The organism is Streptomyces sp. NPDC058045 (genome assembly GCF_042885635.1).
Taxonomy (GTDB): Bacteria; Actinomycetota; Actinomycetes; order Streptomycetales; family Streptomycetaceae; genus Streptomyces.
Map to the genome: position 1 here is coordinate 46,872 of NZ_JBHVRR010000013.1, position 26,317 is coordinate 73,188.

Annotated in this window: 22 protein-coding genes and 1 pseudogene; 11 read left to right on the forward strand and 12 right to left on the reverse strand. The window is 72.1% G+C overall.

What is annotated here, in order from left to right; all coding sequences use genetic code 11:
• The first annotated feature begins 230 nt into the window (after positions 1-230).
• Positions 231-782, forward strand: coding sequence for an FHA domain-containing protein (locus tag ACFVST_RS11125; protein ID WP_390149125.1), 552 nt, complete (start codon positions 231-233; stop codon positions 780-782).
• Between the two features lie 62 nt (positions 783-844).
• Here ACFVST_RS11125 and ACFVST_RS11130 read toward each other — a convergent pair whose 3' ends face one another.
• The 3 genes from ACFVST_RS11130 to glgX all read right to left on the reverse strand — a co-directional run bounded on the left by ACFVST_RS11130 (position 845) and on the right by glgX (position 6,848).
• Positions 845-2,095 (reverse strand): M14 family zinc carboxypeptidase, encoded by a 1,251-nt coding sequence (locus tag ACFVST_RS11130; RefSeq protein WP_390149127.1) that lies wholly within the window; start codon positions 2,093-2,095, stop codon positions 845-847.
• Between the two features lie 182 nt (positions 2,096-2,277).
• Positions 2,278-4,650, reverse strand: coding sequence for a malto-oligosyltrehalose synthase (gene treY, locus ACFVST_RS11135; RefSeq protein WP_390149129.1), 2,373 nt, complete (start codon positions 4,648-4,650; stop codon positions 2,278-2,280).
• A gap of 77 nt (positions 4,651-4,727) precedes the next feature.
• On the reverse strand, positions 4,728-6,848 hold the full coding sequence (gene glgX / locus ACFVST_RS11140; protein ID WP_390149131.1) for a glycogen debranching protein GlgX: 2,121 nt from the start codon (positions 6,846-6,848) through the stop codon (positions 4,728-4,730).
• 344 nt (positions 6,849-7,192) lie between these two features.
• Here glgX and ACFVST_RS11145 point away from each other — a divergent pair, with 344 nt between their 5' ends.
• Positions 7,193-8,467 carry an SAV2148 family HEPN domain-containing protein gene (locus ACFVST_RS11145; protein WP_390149133.1) on the forward strand — a complete coding sequence of 425 codons (1,275 nt, stop codon included), beginning with the start codon at positions 7,193-7,195 and terminating at the stop codon, positions 8,465-8,467.
• A 97-nt stretch (positions 8,468-8,564) separates the two neighbouring features.
• Positions 8,565-9,287 carry an exonuclease domain-containing protein gene (locus ACFVST_RS11150; protein WP_390149135.1) on the forward strand — a complete coding sequence of 241 codons (723 nt, stop codon included), beginning with the start codon at positions 8,565-8,567 and terminating at the stop codon, positions 9,285-9,287.
• A 37-nt stretch (positions 9,288-9,324) separates the two neighbouring features.
• Here the strand turns inward: ACFVST_RS11150 and ACFVST_RS11155 are convergent, their stop codons facing one another.
• Positions 9,325-10,200, reverse strand: coding sequence for a phosphotransferase enzyme family protein (locus ACFVST_RS11155; protein ID WP_390149137.1), 876 nt, complete (start codon positions 10,198-10,200; stop codon positions 9,325-9,327).
• 150 nt (positions 10,201-10,350) lie between these two features.
• On the opposite strand from ACFVST_RS11155, the gene mgt reads away from it, so the two are divergent.
• The 5 genes and pseudogenes from mgt to ACFVST_RS11180 all read left to right on the forward strand — a co-directional run bounded on the left by mgt (position 10,351) and on the right by ACFVST_RS11180 (position 15,585).
• Entirely contained in the window at positions 10,351-11,550 is a 1,200-nt protein-coding gene (gene mgt, locus ACFVST_RS11160; protein ID WP_390149139.1) for a macrolide-inactivating glycosyltransferase, read from the forward strand.
• A 530-nt stretch (positions 11,551-12,080) separates the two neighbouring features.
• Positions 12,081-13,277: pseudogene (locus ACFVST_RS11165) on the forward strand (S8 family peptidase); the annotation flags it as partial.
• A gap of 268 nt (positions 13,278-13,545) precedes the next feature.
• On the forward strand, positions 13,546-14,118 hold the full coding sequence (locus tag ACFVST_RS11170; protein WP_390149141.1) for a DUF1697 domain-containing protein: 573 nt from the start codon (positions 13,546-13,548) through the stop codon (positions 14,116-14,118).
• A complete protein-coding gene (locus tag ACFVST_RS11175; RefSeq protein WP_390149143.1) occupies positions 14,111-14,512 on the forward strand; it encodes a DUF4440 domain-containing protein in 402 nt (133 codons plus the stop codon). Before ACFVST_RS11170 ends, ACFVST_RS11175 begins: the two co-directional genes overlap by 8 nt.
• A gap of 35 nt (positions 14,513-14,547) precedes the next feature.
• A complete protein-coding gene (locus ACFVST_RS11180; protein WP_390149145.1) occupies positions 14,548-15,585 on the forward strand; it encodes a ketopantoate reductase family protein in 1,038 nt (345 codons plus the stop codon).
• A 166-nt stretch (positions 15,586-15,751) separates the two neighbouring features.
• On the opposite strand, the gene ACFVST_RS11185 is transcribed toward ACFVST_RS11180, so the two are convergent.
• The gene (locus ACFVST_RS11185; protein WP_390149147.1) at positions 15,752-16,219 is read right to left on the reverse strand and encodes a MarR family winged helix-turn-helix transcriptional regulator; all 468 of its coding nucleotides are present in this window, start codon (positions 16,217-16,219) and stop codon (positions 15,752-15,754) included.
• Between the two features lie 205 nt (positions 16,220-16,424).
• Between ACFVST_RS11185 and ACFVST_RS11190 the strand changes: the two genes are divergently transcribed.
• The 3 genes from ACFVST_RS11190 (at position 16,425) to ACFVST_RS11200 (ending at position 19,363) form a co-directional block, all read left to right on the forward strand.
• Positions 16,425-17,558, forward strand: coding sequence for an MFS transporter (locus ACFVST_RS11190; protein WP_390149149.1), 1,134 nt, complete (start codon positions 16,425-16,427; stop codon positions 17,556-17,558).
• A 130-nt stretch (positions 17,559-17,688) separates the two neighbouring features.
• A complete protein-coding gene (locus tag ACFVST_RS11195) occupies positions 17,689-18,513 on the forward strand; it encodes an aldo/keto reductase (protein WP_390149151.1) in 825 nt (274 codons plus the stop codon).
• Between the two features lie 55 nt (positions 18,514-18,568).
• Positions 18,569-19,363 (forward strand): SDR family NAD(P)-dependent oxidoreductase, encoded by a 795-nt coding sequence (locus ACFVST_RS11200; RefSeq protein WP_390149153.1) that lies wholly within the window; start codon positions 18,569-18,571, stop codon positions 19,361-19,363.
• 28 nt (positions 19,364-19,391) lie between these two features.
• Here the strand turns inward: ACFVST_RS11200 and ACFVST_RS11205 are convergent, their stop codons facing one another.
• The 7 genes from ACFVST_RS11205 to ACFVST_RS11235 form a co-directional block, all read right to left on the reverse strand.
• A complete protein-coding gene (locus tag ACFVST_RS11205; RefSeq protein WP_390149155.1) occupies positions 19,392-20,210 on the reverse strand; it encodes a hypothetical protein in 819 nt (272 codons plus the stop codon).
• 88 nt (positions 20,211-20,298) lie between these two features.
• Positions 20,299-21,021 (reverse strand): hypothetical protein, encoded by a 723-nt coding sequence (locus tag ACFVST_RS11210; protein ID WP_390149157.1) that lies wholly within the window; start codon positions 21,019-21,021, stop codon positions 20,299-20,301.
• 51 nt (positions 21,022-21,072) lie between these two features.
• Positions 21,073-21,819 (reverse strand): sirohydrochlorin chelatase, encoded by a 747-nt coding sequence (locus tag ACFVST_RS11215; RefSeq protein ID WP_390149159.1) that lies wholly within the window; start codon positions 21,817-21,819, stop codon positions 21,073-21,075.
• A 50-nt stretch (positions 21,820-21,869) separates the two neighbouring features.
• Positions 21,870-22,787, reverse strand: a complete 918-nt coding sequence (locus ACFVST_RS11220; RefSeq protein WP_390149161.1) for an ABC transporter permease — start codon at positions 22,785-22,787, stop codon at positions 21,870-21,872.
• The gene (locus tag ACFVST_RS11225) at positions 22,774-23,562 is read right to left on the reverse strand and encodes an ABC transporter ATP-binding protein (RefSeq protein ID WP_390149266.1); all 789 of its coding nucleotides are present in this window, start codon (positions 23,560-23,562) and stop codon (positions 22,774-22,776) included. The genes ACFVST_RS11220 and ACFVST_RS11225 overlap by 14 nt, the downstream gene beginning before the upstream one ends.
• A 59-nt stretch (positions 23,563-23,621) precedes the next feature.
• Positions 23,622-24,734 carry an aliphatic sulfonate ABC transporter substrate-binding protein gene (locus tag ACFVST_RS11230; RefSeq protein ID WP_390149163.1) on the reverse strand — a complete coding sequence of 371 codons (1,113 nt, stop codon included), beginning with the start codon at positions 24,732-24,734 and terminating at the stop codon, positions 23,622-23,624.
• A 233-nt stretch (positions 24,735-24,967) separates the two neighbouring features.
• Positions 24,968-26,317, reverse strand: coding sequence for a sulfate adenylyltransferase subunit 1 (locus ACFVST_RS11235; protein ID WP_390149165.1), 1,350 nt, complete (start codon positions 26,315-26,317; stop codon positions 24,968-24,970).

Genomic DNA, 26,317 nt, shown 5'->3' on the forward strand with positions numbered 1-26,317 from the left:
GTCCATGGTGCGGCAGTGGCCGGGAACGCGCTCGGGGATCGGGAAAACCGCCGGGACCTTCCGGACACGGTCTTGCCGTCGGTAACAGCCCTGTTCCATGTGCGCTGCGCCCACACCCGGCCGAAACCGGATTTCGCGGGTGTTTCCGCAGGTCAGCGTGGATCTTCGGGAGGTGCGGGAGTGGTCGGGGGATCTGGACACCCCGGCCGCGCTGACCGACAATCAAGCGCGTGACATCGTCTCCCGAGTTCCCTGTGCACCCCGAGCGGATGTCGGACGCCGAACGTGAACGGACCCTGAAGGCGCTCCGGGACGGCGCTGCGAGCGGCAAGCTCTCCCATGACACGTTCGTGCTGCGGATGGAGCAGGCGCTGGTGGCCCGCCGCTCCGACGAGCTGGCCCAGTTGACCGCCGATCTGCGGTCCGAGGGCCCGATGGCGCGGGTGGTGTTCGGCACCGTCCGCGCCTGCTCCGGTTTCACGGTGCGGCTGCGCCGCGCCTGGCAGGGCGAGCGCCTGCCCAAGCTGCTCCTGCCCGCCCCCACCTCCGCGCACCCGCTGCGCATAGGCCGCGACCCGGGCAACGGGCTGCGCCTCACCCACGAGACGGTGTCCAGGGCGCACGCCGAACTGAGTCACCAGGGCGGCGTCTGGGTGCTGAAGGACCTGGGTTCGAGCAACGGCACCACCGTCAACGGCCGCCGGGTGGTGGATGTGGCGGTGGTACGGGACGGCGACCAGATCGCCTTCGGCACCATGGCCTTCCGGGTCTCCACCTCCTGACGTGCCCAAGTCCCGCTGCCTGGCGGGCTGTTGGCACTCCGGTGGCCGTGGCCGCGCGCGTCTCAGCGGGGCGGCGGGGCCGCGTGCCGGGCGGCGGCGAGGACCGTACGGGCCTGGTGCTCGACCTGGTGGGCCAGGGGGACCCGGCGGGCCCGGAAGTGCGTGGCGAAGGAGTCGCACCAGGAGGCCACCAGCCGCTCCAGGTGGGGCGCCGCCGGATCTCCGGCCCGCTCCAGGGCCCGTAGCAGCATCGAGGCCGCGCGCAGCGGTATCCGCCGCCCGAAGGCGTCCACCGAGCTGATGTACGCGGTGGTGGCGTCCGGTGGCGGGGGGCGCCGCCAGTCGTCGGCGAGGCCCGGCACCAGGTCGAGCAGCCAGCGCGCCGCGCGCACCAACGGGCCCTCCACGGACGGCAGTCGGGGCTCCGCCTCGGTGAGCACCTGCCGCACCCGGCCGGTGTCCCGCAGCAGCCGGGCCGCGATCCGGCGCAGCGCTTCGGCGGGTGCGGGGTGCGGCGCCGGGTCATCCACCAGGTCGCTGGCCCACATCGGTACCTCGATGATGGCGGTGAGCCCGCCGTGGCGGTGGGCGCGGTACCAGGTGCTGCGGCGGGCGTCGTCGGGGAGGCTGGGGAAGGCCGCGTCGGCTCCGGGCTCCGGCATGACCTGGACGCCGGGCCCGGACACTGTCCACCCGGCGGCGTCCACGGCTCCGGTCTCCACCGGGATGTGCAGTTGTGCCGCCGACTTGGCGAACCGCTCCGCGAGACCCGGTATGTCCCGCGTCAACTGCACCCAGCTACCGCCGAGATCGGTGCTGTGCAGGGACACCTGGAGGTAGGGCCGCAGCTCGTCGATGACACGGGTCAGGGTGTGCGTCTCGGGCGGCAGCCGGTCCGGCGGGAGCACCGACGGGGACCACTCGGGCTGTTCGGGTCCGGCGGGCCGGTAGAAGCCGCGGTGGTAGTCGAAGAGGGTGCGGGGCGCCGGGGTGTGGTGCAGATAGGCCCCGTCCGGGTCGGCGCAGAGCAGGAAGTGCCAGGCGGTGCCGGTACGCAACTCCGGTTCGCGCAGGGTGCGTTCGGCCAGATGCAGCAGGGTGGCGGCGCCGGTCGGCTCGTTGGCGTGGGCCCCCGCCACCACCAGTACGGCGTGAGGGGCGTCCCCCACCGAGAACAGCAGCATCGGCCGGCCCGCCCGGGACCGCCCCACCTGCCGCAGCGAGCCGAGGCCGGGGTGGCGCGAGGCAAACACCCGTACCGCCGCGGCGAGTTCGGGCACGCTGGGATAGTGCTGCTCCGTCAGGGAACTCACCCCCGTCTCGCCCGCCCCCGGTGCGCACCCGCAGTACCCCATGCCACGCGGCCTGTGTCAAGACGGTTACTCACAGTTGATGCAGACCGTGTCCCGAGGGAGGTGGAAACGTTTCTCCGGGGGCCACGGAAGCCCGGGAGACGCACCTCACCCTCAACGCCCGCCCCCGGTACGGGACTTGGTCAGGCCGTCCGTTCCAGCAGGGCGACCGGGGACTCGCCGAGGAGGTCGGTGAGCGGTACCCGTCCGGTGAGGGTGCGGTCCGGGGCGAGCAGATCGCGCCAGCGGCCCTCCGGCAGCGGCAGTTCGGTGCCGCGCCAGCCCCCGGCCCGTACCAGCCGCAGTGGCAGGCGGGTCACCGCGGTCAGCGCCTGGCCGGTGCGGACGAAGGCCAGGCAGTGCGCGGCGGCGGGGCCCTCCGCGTCCAGCGGGGTGTAGCGGGCGGCGGCCCCGAACAGGTCCGGCCGCCGGGCCCGCAGCCGCAGCGCCGCCTCGGTCAGCGCGGTCTTCTCCGCCGAGAGGTCACCGGCACCCGCCTCCGCCCCGTCCTCGCCCGGCACCCGCCGATTGTCCGGATCGACCAGCGCCCGGTACTCGGCCTCGGTGCCCTGGTACAGGTCCGGCACCCCCGGCATCGTCAGATGCAGCAGCGCCGCCGCCAGCACCCGCGCCCGCACCGGCTCCCGCACCTCCTCCGCCAGCCGCTCCAGCGCCGCCCAGGACGGCCCGCACAACTCCGCCCGTACGAAGTCCGCCACCGCCTTCTCATAGGCCTCGTCCGGCTCGGTCCAGGTGGTGGTGAGCTTCGCCTCGCGGACGTGTTTCAGCAGGGCGCCCAGCAGGCGGTCCGGGTCCGGTTCGCCGAGGCCCAGCGCGGTCTGCCGGGCCACCCAGGCGAGCGCCGCGTCGGGGGCGGCGGCGCCCCGGTGCCGGGCGCCGCCGCCCGTCACCTCGGCCAGCAGATCGGCCCACCGCTCCGGGCACTCGGTGAGCACCGCGATCCGGGCCCGTACATCGGCGCTGCGTTTGGTGTCGTGAGTGGAGAGGACGGTGCCGGTGAGCGGCCAGTCCCGCTGGATCCGGGTGCAGAACGCGTGGAAGTCCGCCGGGGAGACGGCGGGCGCCCCGGGATCGCCGCCGACCTCGGTCGCGGACAGCAGCGGCGTGTAGCGGTAGAAGGCGGTGTCCTCCACCGACTTGGCGCGCAGCGCCGACGAGGTCTGCCCGAACCGGGCCCGGAACGCGGCCTGTTCGGCCCCCAGCCGCTCCGGCCCGGTCAGCAGCGCCCGTACGGTGTCCACCGCCGCCGCCTCCTCGGGCACCGCGAACGCGGCGCGGGCCTCGGCGGTGGTCTCCTCGGTGAGCAGTGCGGCGGCGTCGCCCGGGGTGTACGGACGGTACACCGGCAGCCGCACCAGCAGCTCCCGCAGCGCGGTGTGCAAGGTCCACGGGGCGTGGTCGGGGCGGGCCGGGTCGCGGTCGCAGAGCCGGGACGCGGCCCGGGTGAGCCGGCTGAGTTCGGCGGCCAGGTCACGGGTGAGGACACGGTGGGCGGCGCGCCGTACGGTGGCCGCCCAGTCACCGCCGCGGTCCGGCTGCCGGCCGGTGAACCGCCGGTATCCGCCCAGCAGTTCACCGGCGCCCGCCGGGTCGGTGAGCACTCCGTCGACCCGGCGCAGCGCGTCGTAGCCGGTGGTGCCGTCGACCGGCCAGGAGGCGGGCAGCCGCTCCCCGTCGGCGAGGATCTTCTCCACCACCGTCCACCGGCCGCCGCTCGCCTCGTGCAGCCGCTGGAGGTACCGGCCCGGGTCGGCCAGGCCGTCGGGGTGGTCGACCCGCAGCCCGTCCAGCACCTCCTCGCCGAGTAGCCGCAGCACGGTGGCGTGGGTGGCGTGGAAGACCTCCTCGTCCTCCACCCGCAGCCCGATCAGTTCGGACACGGTGAAGAAGCGCCGGTAGTTGAGCTCGGTGCGGGCCAGCCGCCACCAGCCGAGCCGGTACCACTGGGCGTCCAGCAGCCGGGGCAGCGGCAGGTGGGCGGTGCCCTCGCGCAGCGGGAAGACCTGCTCGCCGTAGTGCAGCGCGCCGTCCTCGACGCGCAGCGCGTCCAGTTCCTCGCCGAGCGGGCGGGCCAGTACCGGCAGCAGCAGCCGCCCGCCGCCCGCCTCCCAGTCCACGTCGAACCAGCGGGCGTAGGGGGAGTGCGGGCCCTCCCGCAGGGTGTGCCGCAGGGCCCGGTTGTGGCGGGGGTCGGCGGCCATGTGGTTGGGCACGATGTCCGCGATCAGGCCGAGGCCGTGCCGGCGGGCGGTGGCGGCCAGCCGCCGCAGCCCGTCCTCGCCGCCCAACTCGGCCCGCACCCGCCCGTGGTCCACCACGTCGTATCCGTGCGGTGAGCCCGGCACCGCCTCCAGCAGCGGGGAGAGGTGCAGATGGGAGACGCCGAGCGCGGCGAGCCGCGGCACCGCCTGCTCGGCTGCGGCGAACGGGAAGGCCGGCTGCAACTGGAGCCGGTAGGTGGCGGTCGGCGGGGTGGCGGCACGCTCTGGCGTCATGGGGGTATCGCTACCCGCTGGGCTCGGCTTCGTCCCGCCGGAGCGGGCCATGGGGGTGTGGCCCGGCGGCGGGGTGGTCAGGCGGGGCGCTGGAGCACGGTGAGGCTGCGGTCGATCAGGGTGAGCCGGTCACCGGCCTTGACGCGGGGGCCGGTGCCCGGGGGGACGCCGTCCGAGCGGGCCGTGTCCACCACCACCTGCCACTGGCTGCCGTGGTGGGCCGGTACCAGGAAGTCCAGTGCGCCGGGGGAGGCGTTGAACATCAGCAGGAACGAGTCGTCCCCGATGCGTTCGCCGCGCGGCCCCGGCTCCGAGATGGCGTTGCCGTTGAGGAACACGGTGAGCGCGCTGGCCGGGGCCGCGCTCCAGTCCCGCTGCGTCATCTCCTCGCCCTCGGGGGTGAACCAGGCGATGTCGGACAGTTCGTCTCGGGTGCCGCGCACCGGGCGGCCGTGCAGGAAGCGGCGCCGCCGGAACACCGGGTGGTCGCGGCGCAGCCACACCATGGCCCGGGTGAACGCCAGCCGCCGCTCCCGGGCGTCCCCGTCCCCCTCGTCCCAGGGCACCCAACTCAGCTCGCCGTCCTGGCAGTAGGCGTTGTTGTTGCCGCGCTGGCTGCGGGCGAACTCGTCGCCGTGGCTGAGCATCGGCACGCCCTGGGAGAGCATCAGGGTGGCGATGAAGTTCCGCATCTGCCGCTCCCGCAGCTCCAGTACGGCGAGGTCGTCGGTGTCGCCCTCGGTGCCGCAGTTCCAGGAGCGGTTGTGGCTCTCGCCGTCCCGGTTGTCCTCGCCGTTGGCCTCGTTGTGCTTGTCGTTGTAGGCGACCAGGTCGTGCAGGGTGAAACCGTCGTGGCAGGTGACGAAGTTGATGGAGGCCAGCGGGCGGCGGCCGTCGTCCTGGTAGAGGTCGGAGGAGCCGGTCAGCCGGGACGCGAACTCGGCCAGGGTGCGCGGCTCGCCCCGCCACAGATCGCGCACCGTGTCCCGGTACTTGCCGTTCCACTCGGTCCACAGCGGCGGGAAGTTGCCCACCTGGTAGCCGCCCTCGCCGACGTCCCACGGCTCGGCGATCAGCTTGACCTGGGAGACCACCGGGTCCTGCTGCACCAGGTCGAAGAACGACGACAGCCGGTCCACCTCGTGGAACTGCCGGGCCAGGGTCGCCGCCAGATCGAAGCGGAAGCCGTCCACATGCATCTCGGTCACCCAGTACCGCAGCGAGTCCATGATGAGCTGGAGGACGTGCGGGGAGCGCATCAGCAGGGAGTTGCCGGTGCCGGTGGTGTCCATGTGGTAGCGGGCGTCGTCGGCGAGGCGGTAGTAGGAGGCGTTGTCCAGGCCGCGGAAGGAGAGGGTGGGGCCGAGGTGGTTGCCCTCGGCGGTGTGGTTGTAGACGACGTCGAGGATGACCTCGATGCCCGCCTTGTGCAGGGCGCGCACCGCCGACTTGAACTCCAGGACCTGCTGGCCGCGGTCGCCCCAGGAGGCGTAGGCGTTGTGCGGGGCGAAGAAGCCGATGGTGTTGTAGCCCCAGTAGTTGTTGAGGCCCATCTCGACCAGGCGGTGGTCGTTGACGAACTGGTGCACCGGCATCAACTCCAGTGCGGTGACGCCGAGTTCGGTCAGATGCTCCAGGATCGCCGGGTGGGTGAGCGCCGCGTAGGTGCCGCGCAGCTCGTCCGGCAGCGCGGGGTGCGTCATCGTCAGGCCCTTGACGTGGGCCTCGTAGAGGATGGTGCGGTGGTAGTCGGTACGCGGCAGCCGGTCGTCGCCCCAGTCGAAGTACGGGTTGACCACCACCGAGGTCATGGTGTGCGGGGCGGAGTCCATGTCGTTGCGCTTGTCCGGGGAGCCGAAGCGGTAGCCGTACACCTCCTCGCCCCAGGAGATCTTGCCGCTGACGGCGCGGGCGTAGGGGTCGAGGAGCAGCTTCGCGGAGTTGCAGCGCTGACCGCGCTCGGGTGCGTAGGGGCCGTGCACCCGGAAGCCGTACCGCTGGCCCGGCATCACACCGGGGAGGTAGGCGTGGCGGACGAAGGCGTCCGTCTCGCGCAGTTCCACCGCCGTCTCCGAGCCGTCGTCGTGCAGCAGGCACAGCTCGATCCGGTCGGCGGCCTCCGAGAAGACCGCGAAGTTGGTCCCGGCGCCGTCGTAGGTGGCGCCGAGGGGGTATGCCTGTCCAGGCCAGACCTGCATCGATTGAGCCTTCCGCTCCCGGCCCTGGGTCTGGGGGCCACTCCGCCCAGAGTGTTCCGGAAAGTCCGGAAACCTCCTAGGACTTCTGCCCCGCCTACCGGGTGACCGTCCCGCCCGCCCGTCGAACGCCCGTTCGCCACGGCACGGTCACCGGCGGGTACGCGGTGACCCACCGGTGCGGAACAACCGTGCGCCAAGGGAGAGTTGGGAAAAGACCGGCCGCATCCGGCTGCACCGCCCACCGGATGCGGAGTACCCTTCCTTGATCGTTGAACGGGGAGGTCCGGGCGGCGTCGGGCGAGGGCGCCCGGGGCGCGGTCCCGGCAGGGGAAGGCAGGTAACGGGTGAGCTCGGGAGGGCGAGAGCTGCCCCCTGGTGACGAGGGTCACGAGGGGAGCGGCTCCGCGAAGGCCCCGCCCTCAGCGGTGTCCCTGGCGCGGCCGGTCGAGCCGGCCACCCAGATCGGACCCGAGCTGGACTGGGGCGCCGACGCCTGGCGCGAGGTCCGCACCCGCGCCCAGCGCGCCGGCCGCGCCTACATCTGGCTGAACCTGGTCGAGCAGCGGCTGCGCACCGTCGTCGCCGCCGTGCTCCGCCCGGTGTACGCCCCCGTGCACGGCGAGGACTGGGTGGTGGCCGCGGCCGGGCCGGCCGGGCAGGAGTGGGTGCAGCGGGCCGTCGCGGTCCGCGAGGTCAGCCGCCGCAAGGGCTATCTGCTGGACCCGGCCGACGACAACGTCCTCAGCTTCCTCACCCTGCCGCAACTGCGCGAGCTGATGGTCCAGCACTGGCCCTGCTTCGAGCCGTACTTCGAGGACCGGCGCGATCTCGAACTGGCCCTGGATGAGCTGGAGGTGACCCGCAATGTCGTCTCCCGCAACCGGGCGCTCTCCGAGACCGTCCTCGCCCAGGCGGAGCGCGCCGCCGCCCGGCTGCTGGACATCCTGGGCTCCGGCGCCGATGTGCCCTCCGCCCGCAGGCTGCCGGTGGACGCGGTGGAGGACCTGGTCGGCGACCGGTACGCGGACGTGGTGGGGGTGCACCCGGACCGGGTGCGGCTGCTGCGGCAGTTCCCCGCCGAGGACCTCTTCGGCGGGGCCCGCCGCCTGGACGCCGCCGGGATCGGCCTCAACCTGCTGGTGCAGAACTTCTCCGGCCGCCGCCTGGTCCGGCTCGCCGAGTCCGGCAGCCGGGTGCGGCTCCTCTTCCTCAACCCGGCCAGCAGCGCGGTGAAGCGCCGCGAACGCGAACTCGGCCTCAAACGGGGTGAGTTGAGCCGCTCCGTCGAGATGAACATCCTGCACATGCGCCGGGTCCGGGCCGAACTGCGCGACCCGGGCGCCTTCGAGATCCAGGTCTACGACGAGACGCCCCGCTTCACCGCCTACCTGGTCGACGGGGACGGCCCCGACGGGATAGCCGTCGTCCAGTCCTATCTGCGGCGGGCCCGCGGCATGGAGGCCCCGGTGTTCGTCCTGCGCGGCAGCGGGCGGCTGGTGCGCGCCGAGGGGCCGGGCGGCGCCGGGCGGCCGGGCGCCGAGCCGATGGACCGGGGGCTCTTCCCCATCTACCGCGAGGAGTTCGAGTCCGCCTGGGCCGACTCGCGCCCGGTGTCCTGACCCGCCGCCCCGGCCACGCAGTGGGGCCGGCCGCGTTGTCAGTGCCGCATGGCAGGGTGGAGAGCCATGGGGGAGCACCACGAAGGAGGGGGCGCACATGGCCTGGCACCGGGAGCTGCTGATCGGCTTCGACCTGGAGACGACGGGCACCGATCCGCTGGAGGCGCGCATCGTCACCGGCGCGGTCGTCGAGCTGAGAGACGGCCGGCCGCTGGGCCGGCGGGAGTGGCTGGCCGATCCCGGCGTACCGATACCGGCTGACGCGGTCGCGGTGCACGGCATAACGGAGGAGCGGGCCCGTGCCGAGGGCCGCCCCGCGGACGAGGTGGCGGAGGCCGTCGCCGCGGTCCTCGCCGACGCCTGGCGCGGCGGCACACCCGTCGCCGCGTACAACGCCTCCTTCGATCTGACGCTGCTCAGCGCCGAGTTGAGACGGTACGGGCTGCCGTCGCTGGCCGAGCGGCTCGGCGGCATCCCGCCCGCCCCGGTCGTCGACCCGTACACGATCGACCGCGCCGTGGACAAGTACCGCAAGGGCAAACGCACCCTGGAGGCGGTCTGCGCCGAGTACGGGGTGCTGCTGGAGGCGGCGCACGACGCCTCGGCCGACGCGCTGGCCGCGGCCCGGCTGGCCGCGGCGATAGCCGAGCGGCACCCGAAGATCGCCGGTCTCGGCCCGGCCGAGCTGCACCGCCGGCAGATCACCTGGAGCGCGGAGCGGGCCGCGGACTTCCAGAGCTATCTACGCCGCCAGGGCACTCCGGACGCCGTGGTGGACGGTGCCTGGCCGTTGCGCGCGATACCCGATCCGGTGCGGTGAACTGCGGGCGGACACAAGGGAGTTGAGGAAGGGCGGGTCAGAAGGGGTACCAGCGGACGGTGGGGTCCTCCGCGCGCAGTGAGGCCACCCGGCGGCGGAATTCGGTGAGCGCCCTCGGGTTGGCCGGGGCGTGCTGCGCCACCCAGGCACAGCTCGCCGTCTCCCGCGCGCCGCGCAGCACCGCACACCCCTCCCACTCGCGCACATCCCAGCCGTAGGTGCGGACGAACGCCTCATAGCCCTCGGCGGGATACCCGTACCGGTCCCGGGAGAGGGCCATCACCACCAGGTCGTGTTCCCGCAGATCGGAGGCGAAGGTCTCCAGATCGACCAGGACGGGACCGCCGGGGCCGATATGGACATTGCGGGGCAGGGCGTCGCCGTGGATCGGGCCGGGCGGCAGATGAGGCGTGAGGGCGGCGGCGGCCTCGGCGAAGCCGTCCCGGCGGCGGCGCAGATAGTCCGCGTCGGCCGGGTCCACCGCGTCCCCCGCCAGCCGCAGCCACCGCTCCACCCCGCCCAGCAACTCCCGCCGCCCCAGGGCGAACGGCGGCCCCGGCAGGGCGTGCACCCGCCGCAGCAGCCCCGCCAGATCGGCCGCCTCGGCCGGGCGCACCGCCTCGGGCAGCCGGTGCCACACGGTCACCGGATGCCCGTCCACCACCAGCGGCTCCGCCCGCGCGGCGCGTACCGCGGGGATCTCCTCGGCCTCCAGCCAGCGGGCGATACGGAGTTCGCGGGTGGCGCGGTCCAGCAGGGCGGCGTCGGCCCGGCTGATCTTCACGGCCAGCTCCGCGGTGGTGAAGACGGCGTTCTCGCCGAGCGCGGCCAGGCGCGCCCCGGCGGCCGCACCGGCCGGCAGTTCGGGCAGTGGTGCCGCCTCCAGTACCTCGCGTGCCCGCGCCTCGTCCATCTCTCCCCGCTCTCCTTGCTCTTCCGGGGCCGGCCTTCCCGGTCGTCCACGCCCGCCAGTCTCGCACCCGGAGGGGTGGGCCGGTCACCGGCGGCCGGACGCTCGGAAAACGGTTCGCGCGAGACGAGACGTATCGTTAAGGTCTGCGGTATGCCCCAACGCCCCGCGCATATCGCGATGTTCTCCATCGCCGCCCACGGCCATGTGAACCCGAGTATCGAGGTGATCAGGGAGCTGGTCGCCCGCGGCCACCGGGTCACGTACGCCATCCCGCCGTCCTTCGCCGGGATCGTCGCCGAGACCGGTGCCGAGCCGAAGGTGTGGACGTCCATCCTGCCCACCGACGACCGGCCGGAGGACTGGGGCGCCGAACTCATCGACAACGTCGAGCCGTTCCTCACCGACGCCCTCCAAGCCCTGCCACAGCTCGAAGAGGCCTACCGGGACGACGCGCCGGACCTCGTCCTCTACGACATCACCGCCTACCCGGCCCGGGTCCTCGCCCACCGCTGGGGCGTCCCCCTCATCCAGCTCTCGCCCAACTTCGTTGCCTGGCAGGGGTACGAGGAGGAGGTCTGGCAGCCCGTCTTCGACCAGCCGCTGCGGCGGACGGAGCGCGGCAGGGCCTTCCTGGAGACCTTCGCCGGGTGGATCGCGGAGCACGGGATGAGCCTCACCGTGGAGGAGTTCATGGGGCATCCGCCGCGCTGCCTGGTGCTGGTGCCCAAGGTCCTCCAGCCGAACGCCGACCGGGTCGACGAGTCGGTGTACACCTTCGTCGGCGCCTGCCAGGGCGAGCGGGCGGCGCAGGGGCGGTGGCGGCGCCCGGCGGACGCGGAGCGGGTGCTGCTGGTCTCCCTCGGCTCCGCCTTCACCAAGCAGCCCGCCTTCTACCGCGCCTGTGTCGAGGCCTTCGGTGAACTCCCGGGCTGGCATGTGGTGTTGGGCATCGGCCGCCAGGTCGACCCGACGGAGCTGGGGCATGTACCGGACAACATCGAGGTGCATCCCTGGGTGCCGCAGCTCTCCGTGCTGCGGCAGGCCGACGCCTTCGTCACCCATGCCGGGGCCGGGGGCTGCCAGGAGGGGCTGGCGACCGGCACCCCGATGGTCGCGGTGCCGCAGGCGGCCGACCAGTTCGGCAACGCGGCACTGCTGGAGTCGCTGGGGGTGGCCCGCCGACTGCCGGCCGAACAGGCCGATGCGGCGGCCCTGCGGGAGGCGGTACTGGCGGTGGCGGACGATCCGGAGGTGGCCCATCGATTCGCCGGGATCCGGGACGGGATGGCCGCGGAGGGCGGCACCCGTCGCGCCGCCGACCTCATCGAGGCCCGGTTGCCGAGGAGTTGAGCCGCGGCGGCGGGCCGGGGGATCGGTCGAGGCCCGCGCCCGCGGTTTTAGTCGAACCTTCTCCCCGTCCCGCTCGGCGCCCCGTCATCGGCACACCCCCACCGGGCCAACGCCGAGGGCGGGGTGCCCTGTTGCCCGTGGTCCGCGGCCGGGGGTGGGGACGATCGCCCGCCGACAGGTCACAGGCACAGGAGTGCCCGATGCTGCCGGGCCCGCCGTCTCCGGTGGGGTCCGCCGCTCCTCCTCGTGTGCCCGGAAGTCGGCCCGCGTATGCGACTCTCCGTCGCGAACGGCTTGAACTCCACGCCCGTTCCGCCGTGTTGATGGCGGTTTGGTGTTGAGAATTTTTGTTGAACAAGTCACAGGCGCATGAAGGTCTTGATCTGACCGTGTCAATCCGTCAGGGTTTCGTGCCAACCCCCGGATGCCCTCCGGGTCTACGGGGGTAGATCGATCTGAGTTTGCGACCCCACGCAGCAGACGAGCGTACAAAACCCATAGATCCCCCCACAAACGAGGAGCCCCTCTCCATGGCAACTCCCAAGCGTGCCCGCTCCCTTCGGACCACCGCCGCGATAGCCGCCGTCGCCACCGCCGTCGGCGTCTCCATCTTCGCCGGCCCCGCCGCCGGTGCCGCCTCCCACGCCGAGGGCAAGGTCTACGGTGCCGACGCCAAGGGCGCCGTGGCCGGCAGCTACATCGTGATGCTCGACGGCAAGGCCCAGTTCAGCGCGAAGAAGGACCTCGCCAAGGAGTACGGCGGCTCCGTCAAGCGCAACTTCTCCTCCATCAACGGCTTCTCGGTCTCCGGCATGAGCGCCGAGCAGGCCCGCCAGCTCGCCGCGGACCCGTCCGTCGCCAAGGTCGTCCAGAGCAAGACCTTCCACGTCTCCGAGACGCAGGACAACCCGCCGTCCTGGGGCCTGGACCGGCTCGACCAGGAGGACGCCCAGGGCGACAACGCCTACACCTACCCGGACAGCGCGGGTGAGGGCGTCACCGCCTACGTCATCGACACCGGTGTCCGCATCAGCCACAAGGACTTCGGTGACCGCGCCTCGTACGGTTACGACGCGGTGGACAACGACGACAACGCGGACGACGGTTACGGCCACGGCACCCACGTCGCCGGCACCATCGCCGGTGACGCCCACGGTGTCGCCAAGAAGGCCAAGATCGTCGCCGTGCGCGTCCTCGACAACAACGGCTCCGGCACCACCGAGCAGGTCGTCGCCGGTATCGACTGGGTGACCAAGAACCACCAGGGCCCGTCGGTCGCCAACATGAGCCTCGGCGGCGGCGTCGACGAGGCCCTGGACGAGGCCGTGCGCAGCTCCATCGCGTCCGGTGTCACCTACGGTGTCGCGGCCGGCAACGAGACCGCCGACGCCAGCCAGAGCTCGCCCGCCCGCGTCGAGGAGGCCATCACGGTGGCCGCCTCCACGAAGGACGACCAGCAGGCCTCGTTCTCCAACTACGGCAGCATCGTGGACATCTACGCTCCGGGCCAGGACATCACCTCGGACTGGAACACCAGCGACGACGCCACGGACACCATCTCCGGCACCTCGATGGCCACCCCGCACGTCGTCGGTGCGGCAGCCATCTACGTGGGCGAGAACCCCGACGCCACCCCGGAGGACGTGTCCAAGGCGCTGACCGACGGTGCCGTCAAGGACGCCATCTCCAACCCGACCGGCGACACCCCGAACCTGCTGCTCCACGTCGGTGACGCGGCCGGCGGCGGCGACAACGGTGACGACGACGGTGACGGCGACGACGACGGTGGCTGGGACTGGCCCTGGTAGCACACCCGGAGGGGACACCCTCTCCCGCTGCTCAACACCCTTGAGCGGTAAGTGAGTTCGCAGGCGCACCGTCGTACGGGTCCCCGTGCGGCGGTGCACCCGCACCCGGCCGCGGCCGTCGTGCCCGCCCCCACGGGGCACGGCGGCCGCCCCGGCCGTCCGCGCCGGCCGCCTTACTCTTGGCCCCATGACCACCACCCGGCGCGCCCAAGGCGCCCGCACCCCGTACGCGGCGCTGCTCCGCGGGATCAACGTCGGCGGCAAGCGCGTCCCCATGGCGGAGCTGAGGACCCTCCTCACGGGCCTCGGCCACCAGGACGTACGGACCCATCTGCAGAGCGGGAACGCCGTCTTCACCAGCGACCGGCACGACGAGGACGCGCTCGCCGCGGAACTCGCCGAGGCTCTGGAACGGCACTTCGGCTTCCCGGTGGACTGCCTGGTCCGCGACCACGCCTACCTCGCCGCCGTCGCCGAGGCCTGCCCCTTCCCGGCCGCCGAACTGGAGGGCCGCCAGCTCCACGCCACCTTCTTCTCCGGCCCCGTCACCCCGGAACGCTTCGCCACCCTGGACCAACAGGCCTATCTGCCCGAGGAGTTCCGCCTCGGCGACCGGGTGCTCTACCTCTACGCCCCGGACGGCGTCGGGCGCTCCGACCTGGCCGCCGCCCTCTCCCGGCCCGGTCTCGTCCGCCCCCTGGTCGCCACCAGCCGCAACTGGAACACGGTGACCCGCCTCGTGGAGATGACCCGTGACTGACCCGGCACACCGCCTCCCCGCCGAGCCCGACACGGACCCGGTCGCCGCCGCCACCGCCGCCGAACTCGCCCTGCTCCAGCCCGGGTTGCGCCGCGACCCGGCCCGCGCCGCGGCACTGCTGCACCCCGAATTCCATGAGACCGGCGCCTCCGGCCGCCGCTACGACCGCCCCGCGATCCTCGCCCTGCTCGCCGCCGAGGACCGCCCCGAGGGCGGCGCCGCCACCGTCACCGATCTGCACGGAGTGCGACTCGCCGAGGACCTGGTCCACCTCGTCTACGACACCTTCGACGGCGAGCGGCATGTGCACCGCAGCTCCCTGTGGCGCCGCACTCCCGAAGGCTGGCGCCTCTACCACCACCAGGGCACCCCGTACCGCCCGGACGCCGACTGACCGCCCCCGCCGGGCAGTTGTGGCAGTCTCGGCCCATGCGCTACGTCATCATCGGAGCGGGAGCGGTCGGCGCCACCGTCGGGGGCCGCCTGGCCGAGTCGGGGCACCAGGTGGTTCTGGCCGCCCGAGGCGCCCACCACGACGCCCTGCACACCAGCGGACTGCACCTCACCACCCCCGAAGGCACCCGCACCCACCGCCTGCCCGTCGTCCGGGACCCGGCCCAGCTCGGTGAACTCCGCCCCGACGACGTCCTGTTGCTCGCCGTGAAGACCCAGGACACCGTCGCCGCCCTGGACGCCTGGGGCCCGCGCCCGGTGGCCGGCGGCGGCGCCGCGCCCGCCCGGCTGCCCCTGGTCTGCGCCCAGAACGGCGTGGCGAGCGAACGGATGGCGCTGCGCCGCTTCCACCGGGTGTACGGGATGTGCGTCTGGCTGCCGTGCACCTTCGTCGAACCGGGCGCCGTCTCCGCTGCGGGCGCCCCACTCACCGGCATCCTGCACCTCGGCCGCTACCCCCGCGGCACTGATGACACCGCCCGCGCCCTCGCCGCCGATCTGGAGCGATCCCACTTCGCGGCGCCCGTGGTGGCGGACGTGATGCGCTGGAAGTACGCCAAACTCCTCGGAAATCTGGGCAACGCCATCGAGGCCGCCACCGGCCCCGTCACCCCCGGCGGTGCGGGCGAGGCGCTCTACGTCCGGGCCCGCGCCGAGGGCGAGGCGGTGCTCACCGCGGCCGGGATCGCCTGGACCCGGTCCGCGGAGGAACGAGCCGCGCGCGGCGACCGCATCACCCTGGAACCGCTGCCCGGCGCACCCCGCGGCGGCGGCTCCACCTGGCAGTCGCTGCACCGCGGCACCGGCACCGTCGAGACGGACTACCTCAACGGCGAAATCGCCCTGCTGGGACGGGAGTTCGGAGTCCCCACCCCCGTCAACGACACCCTTCAGCAGACCGCCGACGGCCTCGCCCGACTGCACCGCCCCGCCGCCTCCGTCCCCCTCACCACGCTGACCGAGGCCGTGGACAGGGCAGTTGACGGAACGTCGGGTCGGGGGCCGGAGCTCTAGGGGGTGCCTCCCCGATCTTCGCGGGCCCGCGACCCCTGGCACGCACTCTCGCTGCACGAGCCAAACGCCCAAGTACGTCCAGTACGAGGGCGCTTGACCGGCACACCGAGAGCACGTTCCAGACGCCGCGGCCTGATCCACGAAGATCGGGGAGGCACCCCCTGGATCACGGGGTGGTCGTCGCCCCCTGCGACTGCTCGACGGCGCGCACCAGCGGGGCGAGTGCCGGTTCGTCGGCTGCCTCGTCCAGGGCCTCGCGGAGCGCCAGGTTGTGGGTGGGGCGGGCGTCGGCCAGCAGCAGCAGGCCGTCCTCGGTGACATCGGTGTAGATACCGCGGCGGTCGGTGGGGCAGAGGTAGCGGGCGAGCAGCCCGCGGTCCTCCAGGCGGGTCACCAGCCGGGTGGTGGCGCTCTGGCTGAGCACCACGGAGTCCGCGACCTGCCGCATCTGGAGGTGCCCGCCCTCCCCGTCGTGCTGCCGGCTCAGCACATCCAGCAGCGAGTACTCGCGTGCGCTCAGCCGGTGCCGGGACTGGAGTGCGCGCTCGACCCGGTTCTCGATACGGCCGTGCAGCAGGGACAGCGCCGACCAGCTATGGGCCAGGGCGGTCAGCGCCGGGTCGGTGGCGGTCATCGGTGGCTCCCTCGGTCGGGGCGGGCGGGGACACATGTCCCAGGGTACCCGCGTTTGCAGATAGCCCGCGTATGCAACTATTGCGTGTGCAGGTTAAGGCGCTCACGCATCTTCCCGTGGGTGCCGCTCCGCCTGCCTCCCCGCCATCCCCCTTCTCTTCCTGAACTCCCTCTCCCTGAACGCCTGAACACCAAAGGAACCTGTCATGCCGCTCGCACTGCTGGCCCTGGCCATCGGGGCCTTCGGAATCGGCACCACCGAGTTCGTGATGATCGGGCTGCTGCCCCAGGTCGGCGCGGACCTCGATGTGTCCGTACCGACCGCCGGCTTCCTCGTCACCGGCTACGCCCTCGGCGTGGTGATCGGCGCACCGATCATGACCGCCCTCGGCACCCGGATCTCCCGCAAGACCATGCTCATGCTGCTGATGGGCCTGTTCATCCTGGGGAATCTGGTCTCCGCCGTCGCCCCGGTCTTCGCCGTCATGCTGATCGGCCGGGTGGTGGCCTCGCTCGCGCACGGCGCCTTCTTCGGCATCGGCTCCGTCGTCGCGGCCGACCTGGTGGCACCCCGGAAGCGGGCCGGTGCCATCGCCCTGATGTTCACCGGCCTGACCGTGGCCAATGTCGTCGGTGTCCCGCTCGGCACCTTCGTCGGGCAGCACGCCGGATGGCGGGTCGCCTTCCTGCTCGTCGCCGCCCTCGGCGTACTCGGCCTGGCCGGAGTCGCCCTCCTCGTCCCCGAACTGCCCCGACCGCAGTGCGTACGGCTACGGCACGAGCTGGCCGCCTTCCGGAACGCGCAGGTCGTCCTCGCCATGGGGATGACGGTGCTGGGCTTCGGCGGGGTGTTCGCCGCCGTCACCTATATCGCGCCGATGATGACCGAGGTCAGCGGCTTCGCCGAGTCCTCCGTCACCTGGCTGATGGTGGTCTTCGGCCTCGGCATGGTCGCCGGGAACCTGATCGGTGGCCGCTTCGCCGACCGGGCGCTGATGCCGATGCTGTTCACCGCGCTCGGCGGCCTGACCCTGGTGCTGCTGCTGTTCACCTTCCTGGCATCCGGCAAGCCCGCCTCCGTGGTGGCCGTCTTCCTCGTCGGCGCCCTCGGCTTCGCCACCGTCCCCCCGCTCCAGAAGCGCGTCCTGGACCACGCCCACGGTGCGCCCACCCTCGCCTCCGCGGCCAACATCGGCGCCTTCAACCTCGGCAACGCGCTGGCCGCGTGGCTCGGCGGCCTGGTGATCTCCGGTGGCCTCGGCTATGCCGCACCCAGCCCCGTCATCGCCGCCGGCACCCCCGACACCGCCGCCTGCTCGGCCCGCACCTCCGGCCCCTGACCCCACCCGACCGGGCACCGTGACCCGGCACCGCGATACCACCGCGCCCACCGGGGAACCCCGTACCCACCCGACCCGTACCGCACCACCAGCGACCTCACCACACACCCCGCCAGAGAAAGGCGTTCCCATGACCTCCGTACCGAATGTGACGCTCAACAACGATGTGACCATGCCGCAGCTCGGCTTCGGGGTGTTCCAGGTCCCCGACGAGGAGACCACCGCCGCCGTCGCCACCGCACTGGACGCCGGGTACCGCAGCATCGACACCGCCGCCGTCTACGGCAACGAACGCGGCGTCGGCAAGGCCCTCGCCGCCTCCGGCATCCCCCGCGAGGAACTGTTCGTCACCACCAAGCTGTGGAACGACGACCAGGGCCGGGACAAGGCCGCGGCCGCCTTCGACGCCTCCCTGGACCGCCTCGGCCTCGACCACGTCGACCTCTACCTCATCCACTGGCCGACCCCGGCCCGCGACCTGTACCGCCAGACCTACCGGGAGCTGGAGCGGATCCTGGCCGGCGGGCGTACCCGCGCCATCGGCGTCTCCAACTTCACCGCCGCGCACCTGGAGCAGCTCATCGCCGACACCGGGGTCGTCCCCGCCGTCAACCAGGTCGAGCTGCACCCCGGCCTCCAGCAGAAGGAACTGCGCGCCTTCCACGCCGAGCACGGCATCGCCACCGAGGCCTGGAGCCCGCTGGCGCAGGGCGCGGTCCTCGGCGACGAGGTGATCGCGGACATCGCGCAGGCCCACGGCGCCACCCCCGCGCAGGTCGTGCTGCGGTGGCACCTTCAGATCGGCAACATCGTGATCCCCAAGTCCGTCACACCCGACCGCATCCGGCAGAACCTCGACGTCTTCGGCTTCGACCTCACCGACACCGAACTGACCGCCCTCGCGGGCCTCGACCGGGACCTGCGCACCGGCCCCGACCCCGACACCTTCAACTGACCCCAACCACACCGGACTTGCTCCGCCCCACTCCATCGACCCGGGAGAAGCACCCATGCAGATCGACCTCACCGGCCGTACCGCCCTCGTCACCGGCTCCACCCAGGGCATCGGCCAGGCCATCGCCACCGGCCTCGCCCGGGCCGGCGCCCGGGTGGCGGTCAACGGCCGCGGCGCCGACCGGGTGGCGGAGGCGGTCCGCGCCGTCGCCGCAGACTCCGGCAGCGACCAGGTCACCGGGGCGGTGGGCGACCTGGCCACCGAGGAAGGCGCGGCCGCCGTACGGGAGGCGGTGCCGGACGTCGACATCCTCGTCAACAACCTCGGTATCTTCGGCTCCGCCCCGCCGCTGGACATCGAGGACGACGAGTGGCGCCGCTACTTCGAGGTCAACGTCCTCTCCGCGGTCCGCCTCATCCGCGCCCATCTGCCGGGCATGAAGGAACGCGGGTGGGGGCGCGTCCTCAACCTGGCCAGCGACTCCGCCGTGGTCATCCCCGCCGAGATGATCCACTACGGCATGACGAAGACCTCACTGCTCGCCGTCAGCCGCGGCTTCGCCAAGGACGCCGCCGGCACCGGAGTCACCGTCAACTCCGTGATCGCCGGCCCCACCCACACCGGTGGCGTCGAGACCTTCGTCCGTGAACTCGTCGGCGAGGAACTGCCCTGGGACGAGGCCCAGCACGAGTTCATGGTCAAGCACCGCCCGCAGTCCCTGATCCAGCGCCTGATCGAACCCGAGGAGATCGCCCACCTGGTCGTCTACCTCTCCTCCCCCTACGCCTCCGCCACCACCGGCGGCGCGGTCCGGGTGGACGGCGGCTACGTCGACTCGATCCTTCCGTAGGCCCGTGGCGGTGCAGGGGGGAGGAGTCTCACGTCGTCTGGACGGCGAGCCGCAGATAGGTCCTGTCGTCGAACCCGGTGTTCCCGGGTGACACTCCCTTCGTGCCCATCAACTCCCCCATGCACAGCGGGTCTTGAGCCAGGAGCGTGTCCAGGTGGCTTTCCGCGTCGGCGAGGGTGGGCAGGATCGCCGGGTACCCGTCACTGGCCAGGACCACTTCGGTGATGTGGTCGGGTACCTGCCGCACCGTGACCAGCTTCCCGGGCACCGGGCGACCGTCGATGACGGCGTGGGCGAGGCGGCCGGCCTTCGGGTTGTTGGCGAACGAGGACTGTCTGCGGAGCAGGGGAAGAATCGCCGAACGTCCGGGATCGGTGCGCGCCAATTCCTGCTCGGTGGTGCCACGGAGCAACTCCGCCTTCAGAACGGCCGCACGCATACTCGCGTTGATGCGGTCCACTTCCTTGCGCGGCTGCTGATGCGGAAGTCCCTTGAACCAGAAGCCCACATCGCCCACCTGCCACACCTCACGGCGTAGCGCCGAGTAGATCGTGACCGAAGCGCTGGGACGGATGTCCGCCGGTAGTTCCTCGGGCAGGGAAGCCGCCACTGCCCGGGTCAACGCGGTCACCGCGGTTTGCGCATCACTGTCCGGCGAAAGGCTCGGGATGGCATCGGTAATGGTCCGCATGACAAAGCGTCCACCGGTGAGCCCGTCGAATCTGGCACCGGTCTTGTCGGTCGCACCGTCCACCACGGCCGCGAAGTGCGAGCCTGTGGTGAAACCGTCCTCACACAGGTCAGCGTCCCCCGATTTGGGAATGACCGAGCACTCGATAGTCAGCACACTCACAGCATGACAGCAGAATGCGACCGTGGTTCGTAGGGGTTCGCCGTGATTCATAAGGGTTCATCGGGGATGTCCGCAAGTCTGCTTACAGGGGCTTGTGTTGGACGATGCGCGGAATGCCGACGTGTCTGCCCTGAAGTACGTCTGCCTGTACGAGGACGGCCACGTCCGCGGGAAGGCGCCGCGCCCCGCCATGTGTTCGGAGCCAGCGGGCCGCGGCGATCGTGCCGTAGGTGTGGGATCCGCCCAGAATGACCACCCGGCGGTCCGACGCGAACGGGTTGACGGTGCGTACCACGTACCCGAAGTCGCTTGTCACATGGCCGTCTTGGACGAGCCCTTCATAGGTGTCGTCGCCCCAGTGGATTGCCGTTCCGTCCACCCGGAACGGCAGTTGCGGTATGCGTGGCAGTAAGCAGGCGGTGATCTCGTTGGTTTTGGGGCCGCCGATGGTGAGGAGATCGGCTTCCAGGTCCCGTCCGGGTGTATCGGACGACAGGTTCACCTGCTCAAGGTCGATTCCCGGATATGCCCGCGTCAGCAGGGGGACGAGCAGGGACATGGCGCGAACCTGGCCGACGCCGGTCGTGGGACGTGTGTAGACACCGGTGTGGAAATGCGCCGACGCCGACACCACCATGATCAGGCGGCCGCTTATGGAGAAACGCCATGTGCGGCGGGCCGGTAGGCGTTTGGACAACTGCCATCGGGCATAGGCGGTTGTGGTGGTGGCGAGACTGCCCGCGAGAAGTGAAATCGCTTGGTCTCTGGTGGTGTTGAGGAGTGGTTCGAGTAAGGACCCCGTCACCTCGACAGGTTACCCCTGGGTGTGTGTTCAGTCACCGCAATAACGTTGGGCTCAAGCGCCCACCGCGCAGACCCGTGGCAGGCGGGCCGACTCGTAGCGTTGGAGCAGGAGTTGGGCTATTTCCGGGGCGGGGCCGAGGACGTCGGCGAGGTGGTCGGCGGTGGTGGCGCCGTGGGCTATGCGGTCCGGGAGGCGGCCGGGGGCCAGGACGTAGGGGGCCACCGCCACGCGACGGACGCCGCTCGCCCGGAGTGCGGTGACGGCCTGTTCGGTGGTGGGGAGGGATGCGGAGGCGAACGCAGGCCGCACGGCGCACCAACCGGTACGCCGCCACTCCCGCGCGATTTCTGCGATCACTGCGATCGCCTCCGGGTCGGAGGACCCCGCCGAGGCGAGGACCACCCCGGTCGAGGACTTGTCGGCGGGGTCGAGCCCCGCCTCGTACAGCCGCCGTTCCAGGGCCGCGAGGAGCAGTGGGGAGGGGCCCAGCACCTCGGCCCGCCGGATGCGCAGCGAGGGCGGTGCCGTCCGCAGTACGGCCGGGATGTCGGCCTTGGCGTGGAAGGCGCGGGTCAGCAGCAGCGGCTGGGCCACCACCTCCCGTACCCCGTCGGCGGCCAGTGACTCCAGGGCGCCGGTCACCGAGGGCAGGTTGAAGTCGAGGAAGCCGGTGGTGATCCGCAGTCCGGGGCGCAGGGTGCGGACCTGGTCGGCCAGGGTGTGCACGGTCGCGGCGTGCCGCGGGTCGCGGCTGCCGTGCGCGATGAGGAGCAGGGCCGGGCTCGGGCTCTGGCTCATGGGACCAACTCCGGGGCGGGGGACGGGACTTGAGAGGAGAGGGGGCGGGGTCAGGTGCGGCCGATGAGGCCGCGGTTGCGGAGGACCCACCGTTCCAGGGGGCTGAAGATCAGCAGGTCGATGGCGATGCCGACGACGAGGATCAGCAGGATCGCCAGGAACACCATGGACATACTGCTGTTGGTGCGTCCGGCCTCCAGCAACTGGCCGAGGCCCATGCCGAGATCGGGGGACTGGGCGATGATCTCCGCGGCCATCAGGGACCGCCAGGAGAACGCCCAGCCCTGCTTGAGGCCGGCGAGATAGCCGGGCAGCGCCGCCGGCATCACGATGTGCCAGGTGCCGCGCAGGCCTGTCGCGCCGAGGGTGCGGCCGGCCCGGAGGAACAGCGGTGGCACCTGGTCGACGCCGGACACCAGCCCGTTGGCGATGGACGGCACCGCGCCCAGCAGGATCACCGTGAACATCATCGAGTCGTTGAGGCCGAGCCAGATCACCGCGGGCGGCACCCACGCCACCGACGGCAGTGACTGGAGGCCCGACAGGATCGGCCCGATCGCCGCCCGGACGAACCGGACCCGCGCCACCAGCAGTCCCAGCGGGGTGCCGATGACCAGGGCCAGGGCGAAGCCCAGCAGTCCGCGGGAGACGCTGGTCCAGATGTAGCCGAGGAGGGTGCCCCGGAGCCAGGCGTCGTGGATCTCGCCCCACACCGCGGACGGCGAGGGCAGTTTGTAGGCGTCGGTGACCTTCGCCCACACCAGCAACTGCCAGACCACCAGCACCAGTACCACCGCCACGGCGGGCGGCAGCACCTTGCGCAGCAGGGTCTCGCGCAGCGGGGGCCGCCCGGACTGCACCGTCTCCAGTGCGTCCAGGCCCGCTTCCAGACCGGCCAGGTCGCCGTTGTCGCCGTTGTCGCCGGCGTGCTCGGGCCGGGCCGCGGGTGTGGTGTCAGTGCTGGCCATGGCGGCGGATCTCCCCACGCAGTTCTTCGGTGATCTCCACGGACAGCTCCGCCACCGCGGTGTCCTCGATCCGGCGCGGCTGCTCGATGTCCACGGTCCACTCCCGCGCCACCCGGCCCGGCCGGGACGACAGCAGCACCACGCGCTGCGCGAGCCGTACCGCCTCCCGCACGTTGTGGGTCACGAACAGCACGGAGAGCCGGGTCTCGCGCCAGATGCGGGTCAGTTCGTCGTGCAGCACGTCGCGGGTGATGGCGTCGAGCGCGGCGAACGGCTCGTCCATCAGCAGCAGCCGGCTGTCCTGGGCGAGGGCGCGGGCCAGCGCCACCCGCTGCCGCATCCCGCCGGACAGTTCGTGCACCCGCTTGCCGTGGGCGCCCTTCAGCCGTACCAGCTCCAGCAGTTCGTCCGCCTTGGCGCGGCGGTCCTGCTTGGGCACGCCCCGTAGTTTCAGGGCGAGTTCGATGTTCTTGCCGGCGGTGAGCCAGGGGAAGAGGGCGTGTTCCTGGAACATCAGCGCGGGCCGGCCGGTGGTGCTGATGGTGCCGCCGGTGGGCTGGTCGAGTCCGGCGACCAGATTGAGCAGGGTGGACTTGCCGCAGCCGGAGGCGCCGAGCAGGGTCACGAACTCGCCGGGGGCGACATCGAGGCTGATGTCGTCGAGGACGAGTTGCTGTCCGGCGGGCCCGGCGAAGGACTTCGAGACGTGCGAGAGCCGCGCGGCGCTCTGGACCGCGACGGCGTCGTCCGCGGCTGTGGCGAGGGTGGTCGCCATGTCGGTCACCTCCTGGAAGCGGGGGGCGCCTCCCGCACCGGGTGCGGGAGGCGCGGTGGTCATGTGGTGCCGAGTCCGGCGTCGTCCACGGCGGGCCGGCCCCGGTCCTTGAGGATCCGGTCGAGGGGCGCCAGGTCGTAGATGCCGGTCAGCTTCGGGGACTTGAGGAGTCCGGCCTGCACGGCGTGCTTCGCCTGGGCGTCGAGGGTGCGGGCCAGCGGGTCGTCGGTGAAGCGGACCGACTTCCACGCCGGGTCCAGCACCTCGGCCGGGAGTGCCTTGCCGGAGAGTTCCTTCAGTTTGGTGTTGACGGCCTGCTTGGCCTCGCCGGGGTGGGCGTTGATCCAGGCGGTGGACTTGACCGAGCCGCGCAGTACCGCCGCCACCACGTCCGGGTGCTGCTTCAGGAAGGTCTGCGACACCACGATGTTGGTGATGACGAACTTCCCGCCGGGCCACAGGTCGTTCTCGTCCAGGAGGGTCCTGGCGCCGAGCGCGGTCAGTTTGGACGCGGTGGGTTCCGGTACCCACGCGCCGTCGATGGAGCCGGAGCGGTAGGCGTCCGGGGTGATCTTGTTGTCGGTGCGGACCACCGACACATCGCCCTTGCCGCTCTGCGCGTCGACCTTCCAGCCCTGCTCGGCGATCCAGTGCAGCAGCGCCACGTCCTGGGTGTTGCCGAGTTGCGGGGTGGCGATCTTGTGGCCCTTGACGTCCTTGAGGGACTTGATCTTCTTGGGGTTGACGACGAGTTTGACGCCGCCGGAGGCCGCTCCGCCGATGATCCGCAGGTCCTTGCCGCCGGAGCGGGTGTAGCCGTTGACGGCGGGGGAGGGGCCGATGTACCCGATGTCGATGGAGTGCGAGTTGAGCGCTTCGATCTCCGCGGGGCCCGCGTTGAACTGGGCGTACTCGGCCTTGGTGGCGCCGAGTTCCTGCTGGAAGAAGCCCTTCTGGTCGCCGACCAGGGCGGTGCCGTGGGTGAGGTTGGGGAAGTAGCCGATCCGGACCCGGTCCGCGGAGAGCTTCTTCGCGCCCTTGGCGGGCTTGGTCGCCGAGGCGCCGTCGTCGGCGGCGGAGCCGTAGCCGCAGGCGGTGGCGGCCAGGGCCAGCAGCGGCAGGGCGAGGGCGGCGGCGAGTCCGCGGCGCAGGGGTGTCGGGAGGGCAGGCACGGGAGGGTTCCTCTCGTCGGCCCGGTTCACGTCCCCCCTGCGTGAATCGGGGGAACTGCCGGGCGGGAAGGGCGTGTTGACGGACGGGGTGTGGTGGTGCGCGGGGCGCGCGTGCGGTGCGCGTACGTCATCGCACACATCGCGCGACCCCGCCCTGCCCCGCGCCCAGAGCTCCGCTGCCGATGCGGCCGCCTTCCTTGGCGAAGGTCGAGTAGGCGTCGGAGGCCGTCATGTCAGAAGTCCCAGGCCTCGTCGTCGGCGTCGGCGGGTGCCGGGGCCGGGCCGTCGGCGAAGGCGTCGCCGGCCATCCCGGCCGCGAGGGTGGTGCCGTCGGCCGGGTCGATCAGCAGGAAGGAGCCGGTTCGGCGGGAGTCGGCGTAGGAGTCGACGGCGAGGGGTTCGGCGAGGCGGACCGTGACCCGGCCGATGTCGTTGGCGTCGAGCCGCCCCGGTTCCGGGTGCTGGGAGAGGTCGTCCAGGGTGAGCCGGGAGGGGATCTCCTTGACGAGGGCCTTCACGGTGCGGGTGGTGTGCTTGAGCAGGACCCGCTGGCCCACGGTGAGCGGCCGGTCCGCGACATGGCAGACGGTGGCGGTGACGTCCTGGCTGGTGGCGGGCGCGTCGTCGCTGGGCACGATCAGGTCGCCGCGGGAGATGTCCAGGTCGTCGGCGAGCAGCAGCGTCACCGACTGCGGTGTCCACGCCACGTCGACGGGGGTGCCCAGCAGGTCGATCCCGGTGACGGTGGTGGTGCGGCCGGAGGGCAGGACGGTGACCTGCTCGCCGACGCGGAAGGTGCCGGCGGCGATCTGCCCGGCGTAGCCCCGGTAGTCGGGGTGGTCCGCGGTCTGCGGGCGGATCACGATCTGCACGGGGAGCCGGGCGTGGCAGGCGGTCAGGTCGTGGCTGACGGGCACCGTCTCCAGGTGTTCGAGGACGGTGGGCCCGCCGTACCAGTCCATGGTGGCGGAGGGTTCCACCACGTTGTCCCCGGCGAGCGCGGAGATGGGGATGGCGGTGATCTCGGGGACGCCGAGTTCGGTGGCGTAGGCGGTGAACTCCTCGGCGATGGCGGCGAAGACGGGCTCCGCGTAGTCCACCAGGTCCATCTTGTTGACGGCGAGCACCACATGCGGCACCCGCAGCAGGGCGGCGATGGCGGCGTGCCGGCGGGTCTGCTCGACGACGCCGTTGCGGGCGTCGACGAGGATCACGGTCAGTTCGGCGGTGGAGGCGCCGGTGACCATGTTGCGGGTGTACTGCACATGGCCCGGGGTGTCGGCGAGGATGAAGCGCCTGCGGGGGGTGGCGAAGTAGCGGTAGGCGACGTCGATGGTGATGCCCTGCTCGCGTTCGGCGCGCAGGCCGTCGGTGAGGAGCGCCAGGTCGGGGGTGTCCTGGCCGCGGTTGCGGGAGGCGTGCTCCACGGCTTCCAACTGGTCGGCGAGGACGGACTTGGAGTCGTGCAGCAGGCGGCCCACCAGGGTGGACTTGCCGTCGTCGACGGAGCCGGCGGTGGCGAACCGCAGCAGGGTGGTGGCGGACAGGCCGTCCAGTGGCCCGGAGGTGGCGGTGCTGGTCAT